16 protein-coding genes are annotated in these 20,385 nt (G+C 73.2%); 6 read left to right on the top strand and 10 right to left on the bottom strand.

Annotated elements, in window-relative coordinates:
* Positions 1–2: 2 nt before the first annotated feature.
* From OG361_RS25560 to OG361_RS25550, 3 genes are all read right to left on the bottom strand, one after another.
* Complete coding sequence (locus OG361_RS25560; protein ID WP_405857127.1) at positions 3–1,265, bottom strand: CpaE family protein; 1,263 nt, start codon at positions 1,263–1,265, stop codon at positions 3–5.
* Between the two features lie 7 nt (positions 1,266–1,272).
* Positions 1,273–1,983 carry a Flp pilus assembly protein CpaB gene (gene cpaB, locus OG361_RS25555; RefSeq protein WP_405857125.1) on the bottom strand — a complete coding sequence of 237 codons (711 nt, stop codon included), beginning with the start codon at positions 1,981–1,983 and terminating at the stop codon, positions 1,273–1,275.
* 61 nt (positions 1,984–2,044) lie between these two features.
* Positions 2,045–3,079 carry a hypothetical protein gene (locus OG361_RS25550; RefSeq protein ID WP_405857123.1) on the bottom strand — a complete coding sequence of 345 codons (1,035 nt, stop codon included), beginning with the start codon at positions 3,077–3,079 and terminating at the stop codon, positions 2,045–2,047.
* 454 nt (positions 3,080–3,533) lie between these two features.
* Between OG361_RS25550 and OG361_RS25545 the strand changes: the two genes are divergently transcribed.
* Complete coding sequence (locus tag OG361_RS25545) at positions 3,534–5,255, top strand: chitinase (RefSeq protein WP_405857121.1); 1,722 nt, start codon at positions 3,534–3,536, stop codon at positions 5,253–5,255.
* Positions 5,256–5,385: 130 nt separating this feature from the next.
* Here OG361_RS25545 and OG361_RS25540 read toward each other — a convergent pair whose 3' ends face one another.
* A complete protein-coding gene (locus OG361_RS25540; RefSeq protein ID WP_405862433.1) occupies positions 5,386–6,753 on the bottom strand; it encodes a protein kinase domain-containing protein in 1,368 nt (455 codons plus the stop codon).
* Positions 6,754–6,819: 66 nt separating this feature from the next.
* Between OG361_RS25540 and OG361_RS25535 the strand changes: the two genes are divergently transcribed.
* A complete protein-coding gene (locus tag OG361_RS25535; RefSeq protein ID WP_405857119.1) occupies positions 6,820–8,199 on the top strand; it encodes a M14 family metallopeptidase in 1,380 nt (459 codons plus the stop codon).
* 128 nt (positions 8,200–8,327) lie between these two features.
* Here the strand turns inward: OG361_RS25535 and OG361_RS25530 are convergent, their stop codons facing one another.
* Genes OG361_RS25530 through OG361_RS25520 form a run of 3 tightly spaced genes read right to left on the bottom strand, consistent with a single transcriptional unit; the run spans position 8,328 to position 10,710 of the window.
* On the bottom strand, positions 8,328–8,738 hold the full coding sequence (locus tag OG361_RS25530) for a RidA family protein (RefSeq protein WP_405857117.1): 411 nt from the start codon (positions 8,736–8,738) through the stop codon (positions 8,328–8,330).
* Positions 8,735–9,544 carry an IclR family transcriptional regulator gene (locus OG361_RS25525; protein ID WP_405857115.1) on the bottom strand — a complete coding sequence of 270 codons (810 nt, stop codon included), beginning with the start codon at positions 9,542–9,544 and terminating at the stop codon, positions 8,735–8,737. Before OG361_RS25525 ends, OG361_RS25530 begins: the two co-directional genes overlap by 4 nt.
* Positions 9,541–10,710 (bottom strand): sugar kinase, encoded by a 1,170-nt coding sequence (locus tag OG361_RS25520; RefSeq protein ID WP_405862431.1) that lies wholly within the window; start codon positions 10,708–10,710, stop codon positions 9,541–9,543. The genes OG361_RS25525 and OG361_RS25520 overlap by 4 nt, the downstream gene beginning before the upstream one ends.
* A 177-nt stretch (positions 10,711–10,887) precedes the next feature.
* Here OG361_RS25520 and OG361_RS25515 point away from each other — a divergent pair, with 177 nt between their 5' ends.
* Positions 10,888–12,153: an alanine racemase gene (locus tag OG361_RS25515; protein WP_405857113.1), complete on the top strand. Its 1,266-nt coding sequence runs from the start codon at positions 10,888–10,890 to the stop codon at positions 12,151–12,153.
* A 21-nt stretch (positions 12,154–12,174) separates the two neighbouring features.
* Entirely contained in the window at positions 12,175–13,773 is a 1,599-nt protein-coding gene (locus OG361_RS25510; RefSeq protein WP_405857111.1) for an amidohydrolase family protein, read from the top strand.
* Between the two features lie 184 nt (positions 13,774–13,957).
* Here OG361_RS25510 and mptB read toward each other — a convergent pair whose 3' ends face one another.
* The 3 genes from mptB to OG361_RS25495 form a co-directional block, all read right to left on the bottom strand.
* Positions 13,958–15,403 (bottom strand): polyprenol phosphomannose-dependent alpha 1,6 mannosyltransferase MptB, encoded by a 1,446-nt coding sequence (mptB, locus tag OG361_RS25505; RefSeq protein WP_405857109.1) that lies wholly within the window; start codon positions 15,401–15,403, stop codon positions 13,958–13,960.
* 11 nt (positions 15,404–15,414) lie between these two features.
* On the bottom strand, positions 15,415–17,430 hold the full coding sequence (locus tag OG361_RS25500) for a bifunctional polysaccharide deacetylase/glycosyltransferase family 2 protein (RefSeq protein ID WP_405862429.1): 2,016 nt from the start codon (positions 17,428–17,430) through the stop codon (positions 15,415–15,417).
* A gap of 467 nt (positions 17,431–17,897) precedes the next feature.
* A complete protein-coding gene (locus OG361_RS25495) occupies positions 17,898–18,392 on the bottom strand; it encodes a hypothetical protein (RefSeq protein WP_405857107.1) in 495 nt (164 codons plus the stop codon).
* Positions 18,393–18,538: 146 nt separating this feature from the next.
* Between OG361_RS25495 and OG361_RS25490 the strand changes: the two genes are divergently transcribed.
* Both OG361_RS25490 and OG361_RS25485 read left to right on the top strand, forming a co-directional pair.
* The gene (locus OG361_RS25490; RefSeq protein ID WP_384562962.1) at positions 18,539–19,750 is read left to right on the top strand and encodes a pyridoxal phosphate-dependent aminotransferase; all 1,212 of its coding nucleotides are present in this window, start codon (positions 18,539–18,541) and stop codon (positions 19,748–19,750) included.
* A 101-nt stretch (positions 19,751–19,851) separates the two neighbouring features.
* Positions 19,852–20,241, top strand: coding sequence for a hypothetical protein (locus tag OG361_RS25485; protein ID WP_405857105.1), 390 nt, complete (start codon positions 19,852–19,854; stop codon positions 20,239–20,241).
* The last annotated feature ends 144 nt before the right edge of the window (positions 20,242–20,385 follow it).

The raw sequence follows: 20,385 nt of genomic DNA, 5'->3' as shown, positions 1-20,385 counted from the left end.
GCTCAGCGGCCTCCGGTGCGGCGGCGCAGGCCGAGCGAGCCGCGGTCGCCGGCCCGGGCGAGCTGCTTGCCGGGCTGTCCCGCCGCCGGGGCCGCCGTCCGGACCAGGCCCAGTTCGCCCGCGAGGGACCACAGGGCCTGCTTGACCGTCGAGCGGGCGTCGAGGTCGTGGAGCCGCCCGGCGTCGACGACGGCCTGGAGCTCCTTGAAGTTGGCGGGGACGGAGATGCCCGCCGTACGGGTGCCGGTGATCTTCTGGACGAGGGGCGGCTGGATCTCGGTGGACCGGTGGTGGCGGTTGACCAGGGTGATGGTCTCCTCGGCCTTCCGTACCTGGAGGCGTTCCCACATCCGTACGGTCCGCTTGGCGGCCCGCACCGCGACCACGTCGGGGGTGGTGACGAGGAGCGCGGTGTCGGCCATCTCGATCGCGGCGGCGTTGGCGCCGGTGAGCTGGGAGCCGCAGTCGACGACGACCACCTCGTGGCGGGCGCGCAGGGCGCTGACGATCTGGCGGGCGGAGCGGTCGGTGACCTCTTCGCCGCGTTCTCCCTCCGCCGGGGCGAGGAGGAGCGCGAGGCCGGTCTCGTGGACGTAGACGGCGTCCTGGAGGACGCGGGGCGAGATGTCGGTGATCGCCGCGAGGTCGGCGGCCGACCTCCGGAACTGGACGTCCAGGTAGGAGGCGATGTCGCCGCCCTGGAGGTCCAGGTCGAGGAGGGCGACGGTCCGTCCGGAGGCGCGGGCGGCGAGGGCGAGGTGGACGGCGGTGACGGTGGTGCCGACGCCGCCCTTGGCGCCGCTGACGGTGACGACGGTGCCGCCTGGCCCGGTGGCGAGTTCGGCCCCGGCGCCGAGGTGGCGGCGGACCCCGGCGGACCACTGGGCCGCGGCCTGGACGCGGCTGGCGAGCTCCTCGTAGCCGAGGGGGAGGGTGACGAGGCCGCGGGCGCCGGAGTCCATGGCGGCGGAGAAGAGGACGGGGCTGGCGTCGGCGGTGATGAGGACGACGCCGACGGCCGGGAAGCGGAGGGCGACCTCGCGGACGACGTCGAGCGCGGGGACGGGTCCGATGCGCTCGTGGACGAGGACGACTTCGGGGAGTTCGTCGAGGGACTCGGCGGCGAGCCGGGCGAGGGTGTCGACGAGCTGGGTGGAGTCGGTGACGGGGGCGGCGGGTTCGGCGTCGGGCAGCTGGCTGAGCAGGGTGACGACGGACCGGGCCGCGTCGGGGTCCCCGACGGCCGGCAGGATCCTGGTGGTCATACCGGCCTCACTTGTCCTTGTCGAGCGTGTAGGTGCGGTCGCGCTGGTCGGCCGGGGCGCCGCCGGTGGTGGGGGCGACGAGGGCGAGGCGTACGTGCTCGGCGAAGGACTCGGCGTACGCGACGCGCTGGGTGTCGAGGGTGGAGAGCGCGAAGCTGATGGGGACGGCCTCGGTGGCGGAGCGGCCGGCGCGGCCGTTGCTGTCGCTGATGGGGGTGAGCTTGCCGACGGAGAGGACGCGGGCGCCGGCGACGATCATCCGCGACTGGGAGGGGTCGCCCTTCTTCTCGCCGGCGAAGGTGGCGTAGATGTTGACGGTGGCACCGGGGGTGATCTTTCCGGCCACGCCGGTGGCCGCGTCGATCATGATCGCGATCTCCTGCTCGCCGGCCTTGAGTTCGGGCCGCTCGACGATCATGTCGCTCTGGAGGAGGGAGCCGGCCTTCAGCCGGGTGACGGCGATCCTGCCCTCGATCTGGCGGAGATCGGTGACGGCGGTGGCGGAGAGCCAGCGCTCGGGCATGGAGATCTTCTCGAACTGGGAGGCCCTCAGAGGCTCGTAGGGAACCACGTCGTCCTTGAGCCGGTACGCGGTGACCTCCGGGCCGACCTTCGCGTTCACGTCGCTGATGACCGTGAGGACGCCGGCGAAGGCGCCGAGGGCGCACAGGACGGAGAGCAGCAACAGGATCACGCCGCGGCGCTGGCGGGAGTTCATGGCCGTACTACCTCGATCGGAGACGTGGGTCTGGGCGGACGGGGGTGGTACGCGGGACCGCTCATGGGATGGTGCGGGGGTCGGTCGCGGCGCCCGTGGCCCGCACCGGAGCGGCGCCGAGGGCCCGCGCGGCCCCGCGTGCCGGGGCCGGGTCCAGGGCGGGTGCAGCACTGCGGGCGGGGGCCAACCCGTGCGCCGGACGCGTGCCGTGAACCGGCCCCGCGTCGAGCGCCGGAGCCTCGTGGCGGGGCTCCGGCACCAGGGCCGGGAGGGCCGTCAGCGGGGCCGCGCAGAAGCCGCAGCGGTCGCCGATGAGCTCGAAGCCGCACCAGTGGCAGGTCTCGCGCCGTACGGAGGCGACGAGTTGGTAGAGAACGGGCAGGTCGGGCAGGTACGCGACGAACTCGACGAGCTTGCCCGTGCCCCACCAGCCGGGCGAGGTCTCGGGCAGCGCGGTCTCCTGGACGGCGCCCTGGATCTGCCAGGCGGGGACGAGGGCGGTGGCGGGCCAGTCGGTCTGGAGCTGGCCGCGGGCGAGGAGGAGTTGCGTGGCGAACTCCGGTCCCGCGAGGGGCTGCTCGGCCGATCCGCCGACCCGGACGATCTGCGGTGTGGGCCCGGCGAGGACGGCGAAGTGTGCCCCCGGCAGCCAGCCCTTGAGGTGGGACGAGAGGCTGACGGGTACGCGGTCGAGGCGGGAGACGGAGCCGAGTACGGCCCCGGCGTAGATGTAGTGGGCGAGCAGCCGGGCGGCGGAGGCGAGGACCCCAGGGCTGAAGTCGCAGGCGGCCAACTGGCGTAGCTGCCGGACGAGTACGGCTGCTCCGAGGGGTGGCAGGTCGGTCCTGACGAGCGCGATCCGGTCGCTTTCGAGGAGGCCGCGGACGGCGTGCAGGCGCTGCTCGACGGCGGCGGGGGCGGAAGTCGGGCAGACGACGACCACGCTCCCGTACCGCGCGAGGAGCTGCTGCATGTCGGCGATCGAGGCGTCGAGGGAGCGGGTACCGGGGGGCGGGAGGACGGCGGCGTTCGGCGTCTGCGGGTCGGTCGGCGGCAGCACCAGGTCGGCGCTGGTGACCGCGATCGCTGTCGGCACGTCAGACCCCCGTCCCCTCCGGCCTCGGGAGTCCCGGGGGCCGCAGATCACCTACCGCGTTCGGGGCGTCACCGCAGGGTGCCGCCGCCTCTGCACTTTATCCACGCCACCCGGGGTGGTGAACACACAATCCGCCAAGCTCTCCCCACTTTCTTCGGGCCCGGGGCGGGTCCGGGGCGGGCCCGGGGCGGATCCGACATGGGTCCGACCTGGGTCCGATGCGGGTCCGGCGTGGGTCCGGGGGTTGGGCCGGGGGTTGGGCCCCTCGGCCCTTTTCACCCCGGCCGAACACCGCTTGCTGCCAGAGGTCTTGACAACGCGATTGGTCTGGACCAGCTTGTTGCGTCAGCGGTGGCCACCGTCCGCACCCCCAGCACCAGCCTCGTACCCCCCGTACGAGCCCCTCCGTACGACGACGTACGGCACCTCCACATCCCCAACTCCCCACCGGAGGATGCACGTGGACCGCACCACCACCCGCCCGCACGGTCGCAGATGGCTCGGCGGAGCCCTCGCGCTCGCCGTCGGCTCCGGGCTCGTCCTCGTCGGCGGAGCCGGCACCGCCCAGGCGGCCGACGTCAACGTCGCCAAGAACGCCGGGTTCGAGAACGGCCTCGCCAACTGGTCCTGTTCCGCAGGGAGCGGCGTCACCGTCTCCTCGCCGGTACGCACCGGCGCCGGCGCCCTCAAGGCCACGCCGGCCGGTCTCGACAACGCCAAGTGCGTGCAGACCGTGACCGTCAAGCCCAACTCCACGTACACGCTGAGCGCCTGGGTCCAGGGCGGGTACGCCTACCTCGGCGCGAGCGGCACCGGGACCGGCACGGGCACCGTCTCCACCTGGACGCCCGACAGCGCGGCCTGGAAGCAGCTGACCACCAGCTTCACCACCGGGGCGAGCACCACCTCGGTCCAGATCTACACCCACGGCTGGTACGGCACCTCCCCCTACCTCGTCGACGACGTGAGCGTCTTCGGCCCCGACGGGGGCGGCGGCCAGGACCCCGACCCGGTCGTCCCGGCCACCCCGGCCGGCCTCGCCACCGGCACGGTCACCACGAGCTCGGTCGCCCTGAGCTGGGGCGCGGTCTCCGGCGCCACCGGCTACAAGGTGTACCGGGACGGCGCCAACCCGCAGACGGTGACCGGCACCTCCACCACGGTCACCGGCCTCACCGCCGACACCGCGTACCAGTTCCAGGTCTCCGCGACGAACACCGCCGGCGAGTCCGCGAAGTCCACCGCCGTGTCGGCGCGCACCGCGAAGCCCACCGACCCGGGCCCCGGCCCGGCCGTGCCCAAGCACGCCCTGACCGGCTACTGGCAGAACTTCAACAACGGCGCGACCGTCCAGAAGCTGCGGGACGTCCAGTCGCAGTACGACATCATCGCCGTCTCCTTCGCCGACTCGACCACCACGCCCGGCCAGATCGTCTTCAACCTCGACCCGGCCGTCGGCTACACCTCCGTCGCCGACTTCAAGGCCGACATCGCGGCCAAGAAGACGGCCGGCAAGTCCGTGATCATCTCGGTCGGCGGCGAGAAGGGCAACGTCACGATCAACAGTGACGCGAGCGCGACCGCCTTCGCCGACAGCGCGTACGCCCTGATGCAGGAGTACGGCTTCAGCGGGGTCGACATCGACCTGGAGCACGGGATCAACTCCACGTACCTCACCAAGGCGCTGCGCCAGCTCTCCGCCAAGGCCGGTTCGTCGATGGTCCTGACGATGGCCCCGCAGACCATCGACATGCAGAGCACGGGCACCGAGTACTTCAAGACGGCGCTCGCCGTGAAGGACATCCTCACGGTCGTCAACATGCAGTACTACAACAGCGGTTCGATGCTGGGCTGCGACGGCAAGGTCTACAGCCAGGGCTCGGTGGACTTCCTCACCGCGCTCGCCTGCATCCAGATCCAGGGCGGCCTCGACCCGTCCCAGGTCGGCCTGGGCGTCCCCGCCTCCACCCGGGGCGCGGGCAGCGGCTACGTCGACCCGCAGATCGTGAAGAACGCGCTCGACTGCCTCACCAAGCTCACCGGCTGCGGCACCTACAAGCCGGCCCAGGCCTGGCCGACGCTGCGCGGCGCCATGACCTGGTCGACCAACTGGGACGCGACGGCCGGCAACGCCTGGTCGAACGCGGTCGGTCCGCACGTCCACAACCTCCCCTAGCGGTACGGGGGGTCTCTCTCCGGGGGGCTCCCTCCCCGGGGGATCCTCCCTCCCCCGCCGTTCGGATCCACCGCAGCGCCGCCGCTCCCCCGGCGGCGCTGCGCCGTGTCGCGTACCTCCGCCCCCGCGGTCAGGTGCGGGGCAGATACCGGTCGAGGACCAGGTCGAGGAGGGCCGTCCACTCGTCGACCCGGGCGGCGCGGCGGCCGTCGAGCTCGCAGACGTAGGTGCTGCCGTCGTAGAGGGTGACGGTGATCCGCAGCCCCCGGCCGCGCCGGACCCGCCCGTACTCCAGGGCCCCGATCTCCGCCCAGGTGAAGTCGGCCTCCTCGCCGTAGAGGTGGATGCTCACCCCTTCGGCGTCGACGGCGATCCCGCCCACCCGGTCGGCGGCCACGAACTCCGGCGCGGGCCGCGGCGGCAGCGGGGGCGGCGGCGGTACGAAGAGGGTGGGGGTCGGCTGTACGGGGAGGGGGACGGCGTCCTGTACGGGTCCGGGGACAGCGTCCTGTACGGGTGCGGGGACGGCGTCCTGTACGGGTGCGGGGACAGCGTCCCGGACGGCGTGCCCGTTCGCCTCCTCGACCGCGTCCCGGACGGAGTCGACCGGCCCCGGGGCGTCCGTGGCCACGGACACGGCCACGGACGCGGACGCACCCGACTCACCCGACTCACCCGCACCCAGCGCGTCCAGGATCTCGTCCGGCGTAGGCCGTTCGGCCGGATTCTTGGCGAGGCAGCGCGCGACGAGACCGCGCAGCCCCTCGGGCACGGTGCCGAGGTCCGGGGCCTCGTGCACCGACCGGTACATGAGCCCCATCGGTGTCCCCTCCCCGAAGGGGCGTCCGCCGGCCGCGGCGACGAGCACGGCGCCCAGGGCGAAGACGTCCGCGGCGCCCGTCACCTCCTCGCCGAGCGCCTGCTCGGGGGCGAGGTAGCCGGGGGTGCCGAAGGCGGAGCCGGTGGCGGTGAGCCGGGTCGACTCCAGGGCGCGGGCGATCCCGAAGTCGAGGACCCTGGGTCCGTCGGGGGCCATGACGATGTTGCCGGGCTTGAGGTCCCGGTGGACGAGCCCGCAGGCGTGGATGGCCTCCAGGGCCTCGGCGAGCGCCGCCCCGAGCGTCCGGAGCCGCTCCTCGCCCATCGGGCCCTGGGCGGCGAGGAGTCCGGCGAGGGTCGGTCCGGGGATGTAGGCGGTGGCGAGCCAGGGCGCCTCGGCCTCGGGGTCGGCGTCGACGACCTGCGCGGTGTGGAAGCCGCCGACCCGACGGGCCGCCGCGACCTCGGCGCGGAAGCGCGCGCGGAAGGACGGGTCGGAGGCGAGTTCCGGCCGCGCCACTTTGACGGCGACGGCGCGCCCGCCGCGCGATCGTGCCAGGTAGACGGTTCCCATGCCGCCTTCGCCTAGCTTGTGTTCGATGACGTATCTGCCGATGAGGGTCCCCACGCGGGACAGTATGGCCGAACTCCTCACCTTGACCGGTCCATGACATGCCATCACCATGTGGCCGGACACCCGCACGAGTTTGTCGCACTCCCCCACACTCCCCACCCAGGAGACACCATGCGACGTCCCACCCGCGGCAGAAGGTCCGCCACCCTCGCGGCCCTCGTGGCGCTCGCCCTCGCGGCGCCCCTCTCCGCCCTCTCCTCACCCGCCGGGGCCGACCCGGCGTCGACCGCCGCCCGTATCGCCTCCGGCGCCGAGGAGGTGATCCGGCAGTACGAGATCGCCGGACCGTCCACCCCGGCCGCCCGGACCGCACTCACCGTCACCGGGGTATCGATCGACGAGGTCGACGCCCGCTCGGTCGTCGTCAGCGCCAACACCGAGCAGCTCGGGAAGCTCAAGGCGCTCGGCTACCGGCCGGTCGCGCTCCCCGGACCGCCGAACCGGAACACGGCCGACGGCCATTCCCACGACGAGCCCGGCGGCCAGGCCGTCGGCCCGCTCGACTTCCCCTCCGCCGACGCGAGGTACCACAACTACGCGGAGATGAACGCGGAGATCGACCAGCGGCTCGCCCAGTACCCGTCCATCATGCGCAAGCAGGTCATCGGCAAGACCTACCAGGGCCGGGACATCGTCGCGATCAAGATCAGCGACAACGTCGCCACCGACGAGAGCGAGCCCGAGGTCCTCTTCACCCACCACCAGCACGCCCGTGAGCACCTCACGGTCGAGATGGCGCTCTACCTGCTGCGCGAACTCGGCGCGGGGTACGGCAGCGACTCCCGGGTCACCAACGCCGTGAACGGGCGCGAGATCTGGATCGTCCCCGACCTCAACCCGGACGGCGGCGAGTACGACATCGCCTCCGGCTCGTACCGCAGCTGGCGCAAGAACCGGCAGCCCAACTCCGGCTCCTCGTACATCGGTACGGACATGAACCGGAACTGGAACTACAAGTGGGGCTGCTGCGGCGGCTCATCGGGCTCCAAGAGCTCCGAGACGTACCGGGGCACGGCCCCCGAGTCCGCCCCCGAGGTGAAGGTCGTCGCCGACTTCGTCCGCTCGCGGGTGGTGGGCGGCAAGCAGCAGATCACCGCGGCCATCGACTTCCACACCTACAGCGAGCTGGTCCTCTGGCCCTTCGGCTGGACCACCGCCAACACCGCCCCCGGCATGACCCAGGACGACCGCGACGCCTTCGCGACCGTCGGCGGGAAGATGGCCGCGAGCAACGGCTACACCCCCGAGCAGTCCAGCGACCTGTACATCACGGACGGGTCGATCGACGACTACCTGTGGGGCGTGCACAGGATCTTCGGGTACACGTTCGAGATGTACCCGTCGTCGTCCGGCGGCGGCGGCTTCTACCCGCCCGACGAGGTCATCGAGCGCGAGACGAGCCGCAACCGGGACGCCGTCCTCCAGCTCCTGGAGAACTCGGACTGCATGTACCGCTCGATCGGCAAGCAGGCGCAGTACTGCACGGCCTGACCCTCTGAGGCCTACGCGGAAGGGCGCCCCGGCGGCGGCACGCCGGGGCGCCCCTCCACGTCCGCGCCCGCGCCCGCGTCCGAGTCCGCGCCCGCGTCCGCCTCCGCCTCCGCCTCCGCCTCCGGAGCTCAGCCGAGGACGGCGAGCGCGTCGATCTCGACGAGGAGGCCGGCCGGGAGGCCGACGTACACGGTCGTCCGGGCGGCGGCCGGGGCCTTGAGGCCCTGCTCCTCGAAGTACTCGTTGTAGATCGCGTTCATCTCGGCGAAGTGGTCCACGTCGGTGAGGTAGACGCGCATCATCATGACGTCGTCCCAGCTCGCGCCGCCCTCCTCCAGGATCGCCTTGACGTTGGCGAAGGTCTGGAGGGTCTGCTCGCGCAGGGCCGGGCCCGCGACCGTCGGGGCCTGCCCCTCGACGGCGGGGAGGAAGCCGACCTGACCGGCGACCTGGAGGATGTTGCCCTTCTTCACGCCGTGGGAGAACTTCGCGGGCGGGGCGGTGTGGGTGGCGGGGGTGAGAGCGATCTTCTCGGTCATCCGTTGTCCTTGGTCGGGGTGTTGGCGGAGGTGCTGGTGGCGGTGGCGGAAGAGGTGCTCGCGGGTGCGGTGCCCGAGTACTCGCGGCTGATGGCGTCCGCCGTACGGCGCACCAGCGGAAGGAGGCCGAGGAGCTCCTCGGCCGTGACGACCACGTTGGGCGCGGAGACCGACATGGCGGCGACGACCCGGCCGTCGGCGCCTCGGATCGGGGCGCCGACGCAGTTGATGGACTCCTCGTGGCCGCCCAGGTCGGTGGCCCAGCCCTGTTCGCTTACGGCCGCGAGTTCCTTGAGGAAGGCGGCGGCGTTCGGGGTCGAACGGGGCGTGTACGGGGGGTAGTCGAGCTTGGCGGCGACCGCCCGGCGCTCCCCCTCGGGCAGGTCGGCGAGGAGCAGCTTGGCGACGGCGGCGACGGTGATCGCGACCGGCTTGCCGATGCGGGAGTACATGCGGACCGGGTAGCGGCTCTCGACCTTGTCGATGTAGAGGACCTCGCCCTCCTCGTACACGGCGAGGTGGACGGTGTGCCCGATCTGCTCGTTGAGGGCGGCGAGGTAGGGGTGGGCGATCTCGCGGACGTCGAGGTTCTCTACGGCCTCCTGGGCGAGGGCGAAGAGGCGGGCACCGAGGCGGTAGCGCTGGTCCTGCTGCCGGTGGACGAGGCCGTGCTCGTGGAGGGTGCGCAGCAGGCGCAGGGCGGTCGACTTGTGGACGCCGAGCCGGTCGGCGACCTGGCCGAGGTCTGCGGGGCCCTGTGCGAGCAGCGGCAGGATGCTGAGCGCCCGGTCGACGGTCTGGCTCATGGCGTACGTACCTCCTGGTCGTCCCCCGTCCAGCCGGGGCCGAGGTGAAGTGTCTCCCAGGCTCCGGCGTCGAGGGCGGCGAGCCGGTCGGCGTGGGCGCGGCGGGGCGGGACGGCGACGTCGCCGGGGACGGTGAGGGCGGCGGCGGCCATGAGGTGGCCGTGCCGGAGCCGGGCGGTCATGTCGAGCCCGCGGAGGGTGGCGGAGAGGAATCCGGCGGCGAAGGCGTCCCCGGCGCCGATGGGGGCGACAACGTCGACGCGGGGCGCGGGGACGGAGGTGACGGTGTCGGATGCGGGCGCGGGTGCGGGTGCGGGCGCGGGTCCGGGTGCGGGTCCGGGCGCGCCGGGAGGTTTCCGCCCCGCGGGCGGGAATTCAGCCGCGCTGGGGGTCCCCCCAGGCCGCCAGGCGTAGGGGGAGTTCGAGGCGCGGGGGTCCGGGGGTGGAGCCCCTGGTTCGGGTAGGGGCGGGGTGGGGGAAGAAGCCGCGCAGCGCTCGAACACGACCGCCCCCTCCCCGCTCCGCTTCACCACCAGGACGGCCGGTTCCGGCAGGACGGCGCGGATCGAGGCCGGGTCGCGGAGGCCCCACAGCGCCTCCGCCTCGTCCGCGCCGACGAAGACGAGGTCGGCGCGGCGGGCGAGTGCGAGCAGCACGTCGGGGGCGGTGCCGTCGCGCCACAGGCCGGGCCGGTGGTTGACGTCGAAGGAGACGAGGGGGCGGCCGGGACGGGGGGCGGTGAGCTCCCGCGTCAGGGCGAGGCAGTCCGCGGAGAGGGCGGCCGTGATGCCGGTGAGGTGGAGGATCCGCGCATCGGCGACGGAGCCGTACGGCACGGTCTCGGGCGACATCGCGGAGGCGGCCGAGCCGGCCCGGTAGTAGACGACCTCGTGCGTCTCGGTGGCCCGGTCGGTGGCCGTGCGGAAGTACACGCCGGTCGGCCGGTGCGGGTCGCGGCCGACGGCCGTGACGTCCACGCCGTACGCGCCGATCGTCTCCACCAGGTGGTGTCCGAAGCCGTCCCGGCCGACGCGGCCGACCCATTTCACGCGGTGCCCGGCGGCGGCGAGGGCGCAGGCGACATTGGACTCGGCGCCGCCGATCGCGCGGGCGAAGGAGGGGACGTCGGCGAGGCGGCCGGGCCGGGAGGGAAGGAAGGTGACCATGGACTCGCCGAGGCAGACGAAGTCCGGGGCGGTGCCCGCGGACGGGGTTCCGGTCACTCTGGTGCTCCCCGCGCTCGTACGGGTCCATTGACCCGGCCTTGGCCCGGATGTTAGACAGCAATAAGCAGGATACGCAATGACTGTTGCACACAGTGCAACGAAGGACGAGGAGGCCCCGTGCCCGACCTGGCGAACGAGCGAGTCGACCACCGCTTCAAGGGGCTGCCCCCGGACGCCGAGGGCCTGACCGTCGGCGAGCTCGCCGCCCAGCGGCGCAACCTCTTCACCGGCGGCTTCACCACCCCCGTCCTCGCGCTCTCCGCCGAGTCCGTCGAGCACAACCTCCGCCTCCTGGAGGTCTACGCCGAGCGTCACGGCCTCGCCTTCGCCCCGCACGGCAAGACCTCCATGGCCCCCCAGCTCTTCGACCGCCAGCTGGAGCACGGCGCCTGGGGCATCACCGCCGCCGTGCCCCACCAGGCCCGCGTCTACCGCGCCCACGGCATCGCGCGGATCTTCCTCGCCAACGAGCTCGTCGACGCCGTCGCCCTGCGCTGGCTGGCCGCCGAGCTCGACGCCGATCCCGACTTCCACTTCCTCTGCTACGTCGACTCGGTGCGCGGCGTCGAGCTGATGGACGAGGCCCTGCGCGCCGCCGGAGCGGCCCGCCCCGTGGACGTCGTCGTCGAGCTGGCCGCCGGTGCGACCGGGCGTACGGGAGTACGGACGGAGGCGGAGTGCGCGGCCGTCGCCGACGCGGTCGCCGCCGCCCCCACCCTGCGGCTCGTCGGCGTCGCAGGGTACGAGGGCACCATGCCCCAGGCCGACATCGACCGCGTCAGGGAGTGGCTGCACCGGCTGGTCGGGCTCGCGGCCGACTTCGACAAGGCCGGCCGCTTCGACCCCGCCATCGGCGAGATCGTGGTGAGCGCGGGCGGGAGCGAGTGGTTCGACGCGGTCGCGGAGGTCTTCGCGGAGATCCCCGAGCTCTCCCTCCCCGTCCTGAGGCTGCTGCGCTCCGGCGCGTACGTCTCGCACGACGACGGGCAGTACCGCGAGAAGACCCCCTTCAACCGGGTCCCCGAAGAGGGCGCCCTGGAGCCCGCCTTCCGCCTCTGGTCGCAGGTCGTCTCCCGCCCCACCCCCGATCAGGCCTTCACCAACGCCGGCAAGCGCGACGCCGCCCACGACCTGCACCTCCCCGAGGCGCAGGTCGTCCGCGACGGCCGCACCGGCGAGATCCGCCCCGCCGAGGGCATGGCCGTCACCGGCCTCTCCGACCAGCACGCCTGGGTACGGACGGAGGCGGGCGCCGACCTGGAGGTCGGCGACTGGGTGGGCATGGGCCTGTCCCACCCGTGCACGTCCTTCGACAAGTGGCAGCTGATCCCGCTGGTCGAGGCGGACGGCACGGTCGTCGACTACATCCGCACGTACTTCTAGCGGCCGGGAGGGTTCTCGACGATGGATCTCGTCTTCCGCGACGCGGAGGTCGTCGACGGCAGCGGCGGCCCCTCCTACCGGGCCGACGTGGCGATCGACGGCGGCCGGATCGCCGCGATCGTCAAGGAGGGCGCCGCCGCCGGCTGCCAGCGCCCCACCGCCCGCCGCGTCGTGGACGCCGAGGGCCTCGCGCTCTCCCCCGGCTTCGTCGACATGCACGCCCACAGCGACCTCGCGCTGCTCCGCGACCCGGACCACAGCGCGAAGGCCGCGCAGGGCGTGACGCTCGAAGTCCTGGGCCAGGACGGCCTGTCGTACGCGCCGGTCGACGACCGCACGCTCGCGGAGGTGCGCAGGGCGATCACCGGCTGGAACGGGCACGGCGACGACATCGACTTCGACTGGCGGACGGTCGGCGGGTACCTGGACCGCCTCGACCGCGCGCACGGCGGCCGGGGCATCGCCGTCAACGCCGCCTACCTCGTCCCCCAGGGGACGGTACGGATGTACGCGCTCGGCTGGGAGGACCGCCCCGCCACCGCATCCGAGCTGAACCGGATGCGGCGGCTCGTCGCCGAAGGCCTGGAGCAGGGCGCGGTCGGCATGTCCTCCGGCCTGACCTACACCCCCGGCATGTACGCGCCGGACGCCGAGCTCACCGAACTGTGCCGGGTGGTGGCGGCGTACGGGGGCTACTACTGCCCGCACCACCGCTCGTACGGCGCCGGCGCGCTCCGGGCGTACGAGGAGATGGTCGCCCTCACCCGCGAGGCCGGCTGCGCCCTCCATCTGGCGCACGCGACCATGAACTTCGGCGTGAACCGGGGCAGGGCGCCCGAGCTCCTGGCCCTCCTGGACGAGGCCCTGGAGCAGGGCTCCGACATCTCCCTCGACACGTACCCGTACACCCCCGGCAGCACGACCCTGGTCGCCGTGCTGCCGAGCTGGGCGGGCGAGGGCGGCCCGGAGGCGGTGCTCGCACGGCTCGGGGACGACGGGACGGCCGAGCGCGTCCGCCATCACCTCGAAGTCGTCGGCTCGGACGGCTGCCACGGCGTGCCGGTCGAGTGGGACACGATCGAGATCGCGGGGGTGACCGACCCGGGCCTCGCGGAGTTCGTGGGCCGCCGCCTCGACAGCTGGGCCACGGCCCGCCGGCTCCTGCTCGACGACCGGCTCGGCACGACGATCCTCCAGCACGTGGGCCACGAGGAGAACGTCCGGGCGATCATGCGGCACCGGGTGCACACCGGCGGCTCGGACGGCATCCTCCAGGGCCTCAAGCCGCACCCGCGGGCGTACGGCACGTTCCCCCATTACCTGGGGCGGTACGTGCGCGAGCTGGGCGTCCTCTCGCTGGAGGAGTGCGTGGCCCACCTGACCTCCCGCCCGGCGGCCCGCCTCCGCCTCCCGGACCGCGGCCTGGTCCGCGAGGGGTACGTGGCGGACCTGGTCCTCTTCGACCCGACGACGGTCGCGGCGGGAGCGACGTACGCCACCCCGCGCACGCTCCCGGTGGGCATCCCGCACGTCCTGATCGACGGCAGATTCGTCATGGAGGACGGTCAACGCACGGACATCCTGGCGGGCCGCGCCGTCCGAAGGACCCCGACGGCCTGACCGGCGGGACGCTCCCCTGCCCGCGACCTTCACCCCCGCCCGTTGCAGACAGTCACTCCCCGCCCGAGCCCCCACCCGTCGTGGGCAATCGCCCCGCGCCCGCCCCGCACCCGTTGTGGGCAATCGTCCCGCAGGGCGGGACGGGTGGGCACAACGGACGGCGCCCTCGCGGGCGCCTCCGCCCCTACCGCCCGCTGCCCACGGGGGCGGCGCCCTCTTCGGTGCCGGCCCCGTCCAGGGCCGCCGCCGGCCACCGCTCCCGCCGCATCCACACGAGCCCCACCGCCAGGACGACCCCCGCCACCACGAACCCGTACCAAGGCGTCCGCCCCGACGGCGCGGTCTCGTACACCAGCGCCGCCGACAGCACCGCCAGCACCTGCCCCGCCCGGCTCCGCCAGGCGACCGCCGCGACGACGGCCGTCCCCCACAGCAGGTACCACGGCTGCACCATCGGCGAGAGCGCGACGAGCGCCACCAGCGAGAGCCCGAGCCCGAGCACCGGATCCAGGCTCCCCTTCCACGACCGCCACGCAAGCGCCAGAATCAGCCCGACAGCGACGACCAGCCCCAGTTTCTGGACGACGCCCTTCACCGGATCGGGATCGTCCGCGACCAGCAGCCCGATCCCGAGCCCGACGTCGCTCGTCACCGAGAGCGCCGTGTGGATGGCCCCGGCGACGCTCTGCGTCCGCAGCCACCCGAAACCGGTCCCGGCGGCCACCGTCGCCCCCACGGCGACCGCGCCCGAGACGAGCCCCGGCAGCGCGAGCCCCTTCACGACACCCCGTACGCCGCCCCCGTCCCGGCGCGCGACCATCACCCCGATGAAGAGCAGGGCCACCGCCGCCGGCGATTTGACCATCATCGCGAGGCCGACGAGCACGCAGCCGAGCACCCACCGCCCGCGCACCGCGAGCAGGACGCCGCTCAGCATGAGCCCGATCATCAGGCCGTCGTTGTGCATGCCGCCGACGACATGGATCAGCAGCAGCGGGTTGAGCACGGCCAGCCACAGGGCGCCGTCCCGGCCGCCCGCTCCCCCGCCGAGCCCCCGTACGGCCCAGACGATCAGCGCGAGCGCGCCCAGGGCGATCAGCCGCATCCCGAACACGGCCGGCACGATCGCCCCGCCGGTCGCCTTCACGACCACCTCGGCGAGGAGCAGGAAGACCGGCCCGTACGGCGCGGGGGTGTCGGTCCAGTGGCCGCCGACGCTCGCCGCGGCGTCCGCGCCGAGGTCGCCGGGGCCGAGGACGGAGGGCCCGCCCCCGTAGACGTCGTGCCCTTCGAGGACCATGGCGCCCTGCGCGATGTAGCTGTAGACGTCCGCGCTGTACAGCGGCGGGGCGAGCACCAGCGGCACGGTCCAGAGGGCCAGGGTCGCGAGCACCCCGTCCCGTACGCCCCGGGCGAGCAGGACCCCGTACCGCCACCAGGCGGCGACGAGCAGGGTCAGGCCGAGGTACGCGAGGACGGCGCCGGCCACGGTGAGCGCGGAGCCGCGCGGCTCCCACAGCCCCCAGCCGCCGCGTACGGGCAGCGTCCCGGCGGCCCACCCGCCCACGGCGACGGCGAGCGATCCGGCAGCACCCAGCCACCGGCATCCGGAGGCACTCGAAAACCACATGACGGGCCAACCTATCCTGCGGGCCGCACCCCGGACCCCGCCCCGGTCCGCTCCAGGGTCTCGGTGGCCGTACCCGTGCGCTGCATCCGGTGCCAGCGCAGCCGGCTCCCGAGGAGCGCGGTGACCACCGACTGGACGACGACCAGGTACATCAGCTGGCGGTAGACGACGATCTGCAGCGGGAGGGTCCAGATCGGCTCGAACCGCTCGCGGTCCAGACGGAGCGCGTACACGGCCGTGCCGACCTGTACCGCTGTGAAGCCGAGCCACACCGCGAGCGCCTGCCCGGGGTCCTGGAAGAACAGCCCGTAGACGGCGAAGACGTCGACCAGCGGGGCGAGCAGGGGCAGCACCGTCTGGAAGAGCAGCAGGTAGAGGAGGCCGCGGCGGCCGAGCTTGCCCGACTGGCCGCCCTCGACGACCGCCCTGCGGTGCTTCCACATCGCCTGGAGGGTGCCGTAGCACCAGCGGTAGCGCTGCTTCCAGAGTTGCCGGACCGTGGACGGGGCCTCCGTCCACGCGATGGCGGACTCCTCGTACACGACGCGCCAGCCGGCCCGGCACAGCGCCATCGTGAGGTCGGTGTCCTCGGCGAGGGTGTCCTCGCTGACCCCGCCGACGCCGGCCAGCGCGTCCCTGCGGAAGGCGCCGATGGCGCCGGGGACGGTGGGCATGCACTCCAGGACGTCGTACATGCGCCGGTCGAGGTTGAAGCCGATCACGTACTCCAGGTGCTGCCACCGGCCGAGGACGCCCTGCCGGTTGCCGACCTTGGTGTTGCCGCTGACCGCGCCGACGCGGCGGTCGGCGAGGGGCTGGACGAGACGGCGGACCGCGTCCGGCTCGAAGACGGTGTCACCGTCGATCATCACGACGATGTCGTGATGGGCCCAGGCGAGGCCGGTGTTGAGGGCGGCCGCCTTGCCCGCGTTGGGCTGGCGCACCACCATCACCCGCGGGTCGTCGATGGACTCGGCGATCTCGAAGGTGCGGTCGGAGGAGCCGTCGTCGACGACGACGACCTGGATCGCCTCGTAGGTGGAGGCGAGCAGGGAACGGACGGTCGCCTCGATCCCGGCCTCCTCGTTGTAGGCGGGGACGAGGATCGAGACCGGCGCGGTGACGGGCGGCAGCCGGGGCGCGCCGCGGCGGCGGGACCGGGTGCGACGGACGTGGACGCGGGCGACGCCGAGGAGCAGGGCGAGCCGGACGGCGGTGATGACACCGGCCACGACGAGCAGCCAGGTCATGGCGTCGGCGAAGCCCCGGGACGCGTTCTGGGCCTGGACGAAGGCGGCGCCCTTCCATTCGGCGAGAACGGACACGTGGTACGTGGTGCCGGAGAGCCCGAGGGCCTGGCCGACGGTGGTGTATCGGGTGCTGCCGGGGCGCGCGAGGAGCTTCTCGGTCTCGTCGACGGCCTGGGGGGAGCCGGTGAGCTGGAGGACGGACTTGCCGTCGGCGGCCACCAGGACGTATCCGGACCCGGCGGCCCGGCGGCCGGCCTCCCACTGGTCGGCGCAGAGCGTCGCGAGGCCGGTGGTGTGCGGCAGCCGCAGCAGGCGGGTGCCGAGGCCGGTGCTCGCGGCGAGCGCGTTCTGGGTGAAGGAGAGCTCCAGGTCGGCGCGCGTGGCCGAGACCTGGGCGAGGTCGACGTCGGTGTACGTGTGCGAGCCGAGCTCATGGCCGTCGGAGACGATGCGGCGGACGAGGTCGGGGTGGGCGGCGGCCTCGGAGCCGGTCAGGAAGAACGTCGCCTTCGCGTGGCGTGCGGCGAGGACGTCGAGGAGGCGCGGGGTCCACTCCGGGCTCGGCCCGCCGTCGTAGGTGAGGGCCACGGTGCCGTCGGGCGGGGTGGCGCTGCGCACGACGCCGTCGCGGTCCACCTGGGCGACCGGGCCCTCGCCGCGGGTCTCGGGGGCGGTGGGGCAGTGGGGCCGCGGCCCTGCGGTTGCGGCTATCTCGTGGCGGCCGTAACCGGCGAAGACGAGCGCGGTGGCGGCGACGAGGAGCAGGAGGCAGAGCATGGCCCAGTGGGCCCGGGGGTCCCGGCGCAGCGCGTGCCGCGTGCGGGGGGCGCCGGGCGCGGAGGGCACGACGGGCGGGGAGGGCACGACGGGCGGCACGGGGACGTCGCCGGTCTCGTACCCGCCGTCCACGCCGTACGGGGTGTACGGCTCCGGGGTCGCGGACACCACGGTCGGCTCTTCCGCAGACGCGGACGCGTCTCCGTAGCCGCGATCGTCGCCATAGCCCTGGCCGTGGCCGTACGCGTACCCCTGCCCGCCGTCGTGGCTCCCGGGGTGCCCGGAGCCGCCGTACCCGGGACCGTCGTATCCGGTCCCGTAACCGTTCCCGCCGTACCCGGTCCCGTCGTACCCGGAACCGTCGTGCCCGGTCCCGCCATGCCCGGAACCGTCATACCCGGTCCCGTCGTACTCAGCCCCGTCGTACTCAGCCCCGCCGTGCCCGGTCCCCCCGTGCCCGCCGCCCGTCACCTCGGGCGCTTCGTGGCGCCCGGCGCCTCGTCGGCCTTGCCCGGGCCCGAGTCGGTCGTTTCGCCGCCGCCCCCACCCGTGCCGCCGCCCCCGCCGGGGGTGGCCGAGGCCGACGGGGCCTTCGTGGCCGCGGCGGTGCTGGTCCTGGGCGACGGGGTCGCGGTGGTGGCCGTGGCCGTGGGCGTCGGCGTGGCCGGAGCGTCGGAGGCGCCGGCCGTGGCGCGCGGGGTGGACGAGCTCGCCGGTGCGCCGTCGGAGCCGTCGGAGCCGTCCGACACCGCGGGGTCCGGCTGGATGAGTGCGGGAGCGTCCTGCCGCTCGTCGTCCGCCCAGGGCAGCGGCCCTCCCGCAGGTCCGGCGCCGAAGGATCCGGCGACGACGATGCCGAGGAATCCGAGGCAGGCGAGGCCCACCCCGGCCGCGCCCCACCGCACCATGCGGCCGCGTCGCCCCGAGGCGTCGACGAAGACGCTGTTGTCCTGGTGACTCATGGGCGCGAATTGTAGGGAGCACGACACCGCAACGCGAGTCCACACACATTCCGGACACATTCAGGACGGACTTGCGGGGACATGCCGGTGTCCGACGTGTCCCAAAACACGAGGCGTCCCGCCCCACCGCGCCGTAAGCTCTCGACATGCAGGTGATCCAGTCCACGAAGCTCGCCAACGTCTGTTACGAAATCCGGGGTCCGGTGCTCGAAGAGGCGATGCGGCTTGAGGCTGCGGGTCATCGCATCCTCAAGCTCAACACGGGCAACCCGGCGGCCTTCGGCTTCGAGTGTCCGCCCGCCATCCTCGAGGACGTGCTGCGCAACCTCTCCGATGCGCACGGATACGGCGACGCGAAGGGCCTGCTCTCGGCCCGCCGAGCGGTGATGAGCCACTACGAGACGAAGGGCATTCCGCTCTCCGTCGAGGACATCTACCTCGGCAACGGCGTCTCGGAGCTGATCCAGATGTCGATGCAGGCGCTGCTCGACGACGGCGACGAGGTCCTCGTCCCGGCCCCGGACTATCCGCTGTGGACCGCCTCGGTCTCGCTGGCGGGCGGTACGGCCGTGCACTACCGCTGCGACGAGCAGGCGGAGTGGATGCCGGACCTCGCCGACATCGAGCGGAAGATCACCGACCGCACCAAGGCGATCGTGATCATCAACCCGAACAACCCGACGGGCGCGGTCTACGACGACGAGATGCTCCGCTCCCTGACGGAGATCGCCCGCCGCCACAACCTGGTCGTCTGCTCGGACGAGATCTACGACAAGATCCTCTACGACGGCACGACGCACACGCCGACCGCCGCGATCGCCCCCGACCTGCTCTGCCTCACCTTCAACGGGATGAGCAAGAACTACCGGGTGGCGGGTTTCCGCTCCGGCTGGCTCGCGGTCTGCGGCCCGAAGCACCACGCGACCTCGTACATCGAGGGCCTCACGATCCTCGCCAACATGCGCCTGTGCGCGAACATGCCCGCGCAGCACGCGGTGGCCGCCGCCCTCCAGGGCCGGCAGTCGATCGAGGACCTGGTCCTGCCGGGCGGGCGGCTCCTGGAGCAGCGCGACACGGCGTACGAGCTGCTGACCCAGATCCCGGGCGTGACGTGCGTGAAGCCGAAGGGCGCGCTGTACCTCTTCCCGCGCCTCGACCCGAACGTCTACAAGATCAAGGACGACCGGCAGATGGTCCTGGACCTGCTGCGGGCCGAGAAGATCATGGTCGTACACGGCACGGGCTTCAACTGGCACGAGCCGGACCACTTCCGGATCGTCACACTGCCGGCGGCCGCCGACCTGGCGGACGCGGTGACCCGGATCGGCCGGTTCCTGGACGGCTACAGCCAGCCCTGAGGACACCCGTCCCGGACTGCACCCGAGCAGCATCCGGACGTGGCTCAACTTTAGACCGAATCTAAGCTAGGATGGCTCCAGAGCAATCAGGAGGCCATCCCATGTACGAACCGATCCGCACCAAGTCGGTCCACCGGATGGCCGACGACGACCAGACGTACCCGCACCGCTCCCGCGAGGAGGAGCTGGACATCCAGCTCGCCGGACACCTCGCCGCCCTGCTCGCCGTCACCGACGAGCTGGGCGACACGGAGGCGGGCGAGCTCATCGCCCGCCAGGTGGCGCGGCTGCGCGGCGCACCGCCCGCACGCCACGCCGGCCTGAGCGGCTCGCCCGCCCGGGACCTGCACCAGAAGGCCCACGCCCTCGCGGGCCGCGCCCTGCTCGTCGCCGCCTCCCGGGCCGACACGGCCGCCGCGATCCTCGCCGCCGAGCGCATGGACGCGCACACCGCGGCACTGACCGGGGAGACCCTGGTCGGCGCCCCCTGACGGCCCCGGTCCGCGCGTCACGAACCGCGCGGACCGGGCGCCACCCAAGCCCCTACGGGGCCGCCCCATGCACCGGGCTTCACGGTACGTCCCCCTCCGGTTCGGTACCGGGATCGGCACTTCACCCCCCGTACACCCAACTCC

This window comes from Streptomyces sp. NBC_00090 (assembly GCF_045160815.1).
Lineage (GTDB): Bacteria > Actinomycetota > Actinomycetes > Streptomycetales > Streptomycetaceae > Streptomyces.
The sequence above is the reverse complement of the archived record's forward strand: the minus strand, read 5'-3'. Positions and strand labels throughout refer to the sequence as shown.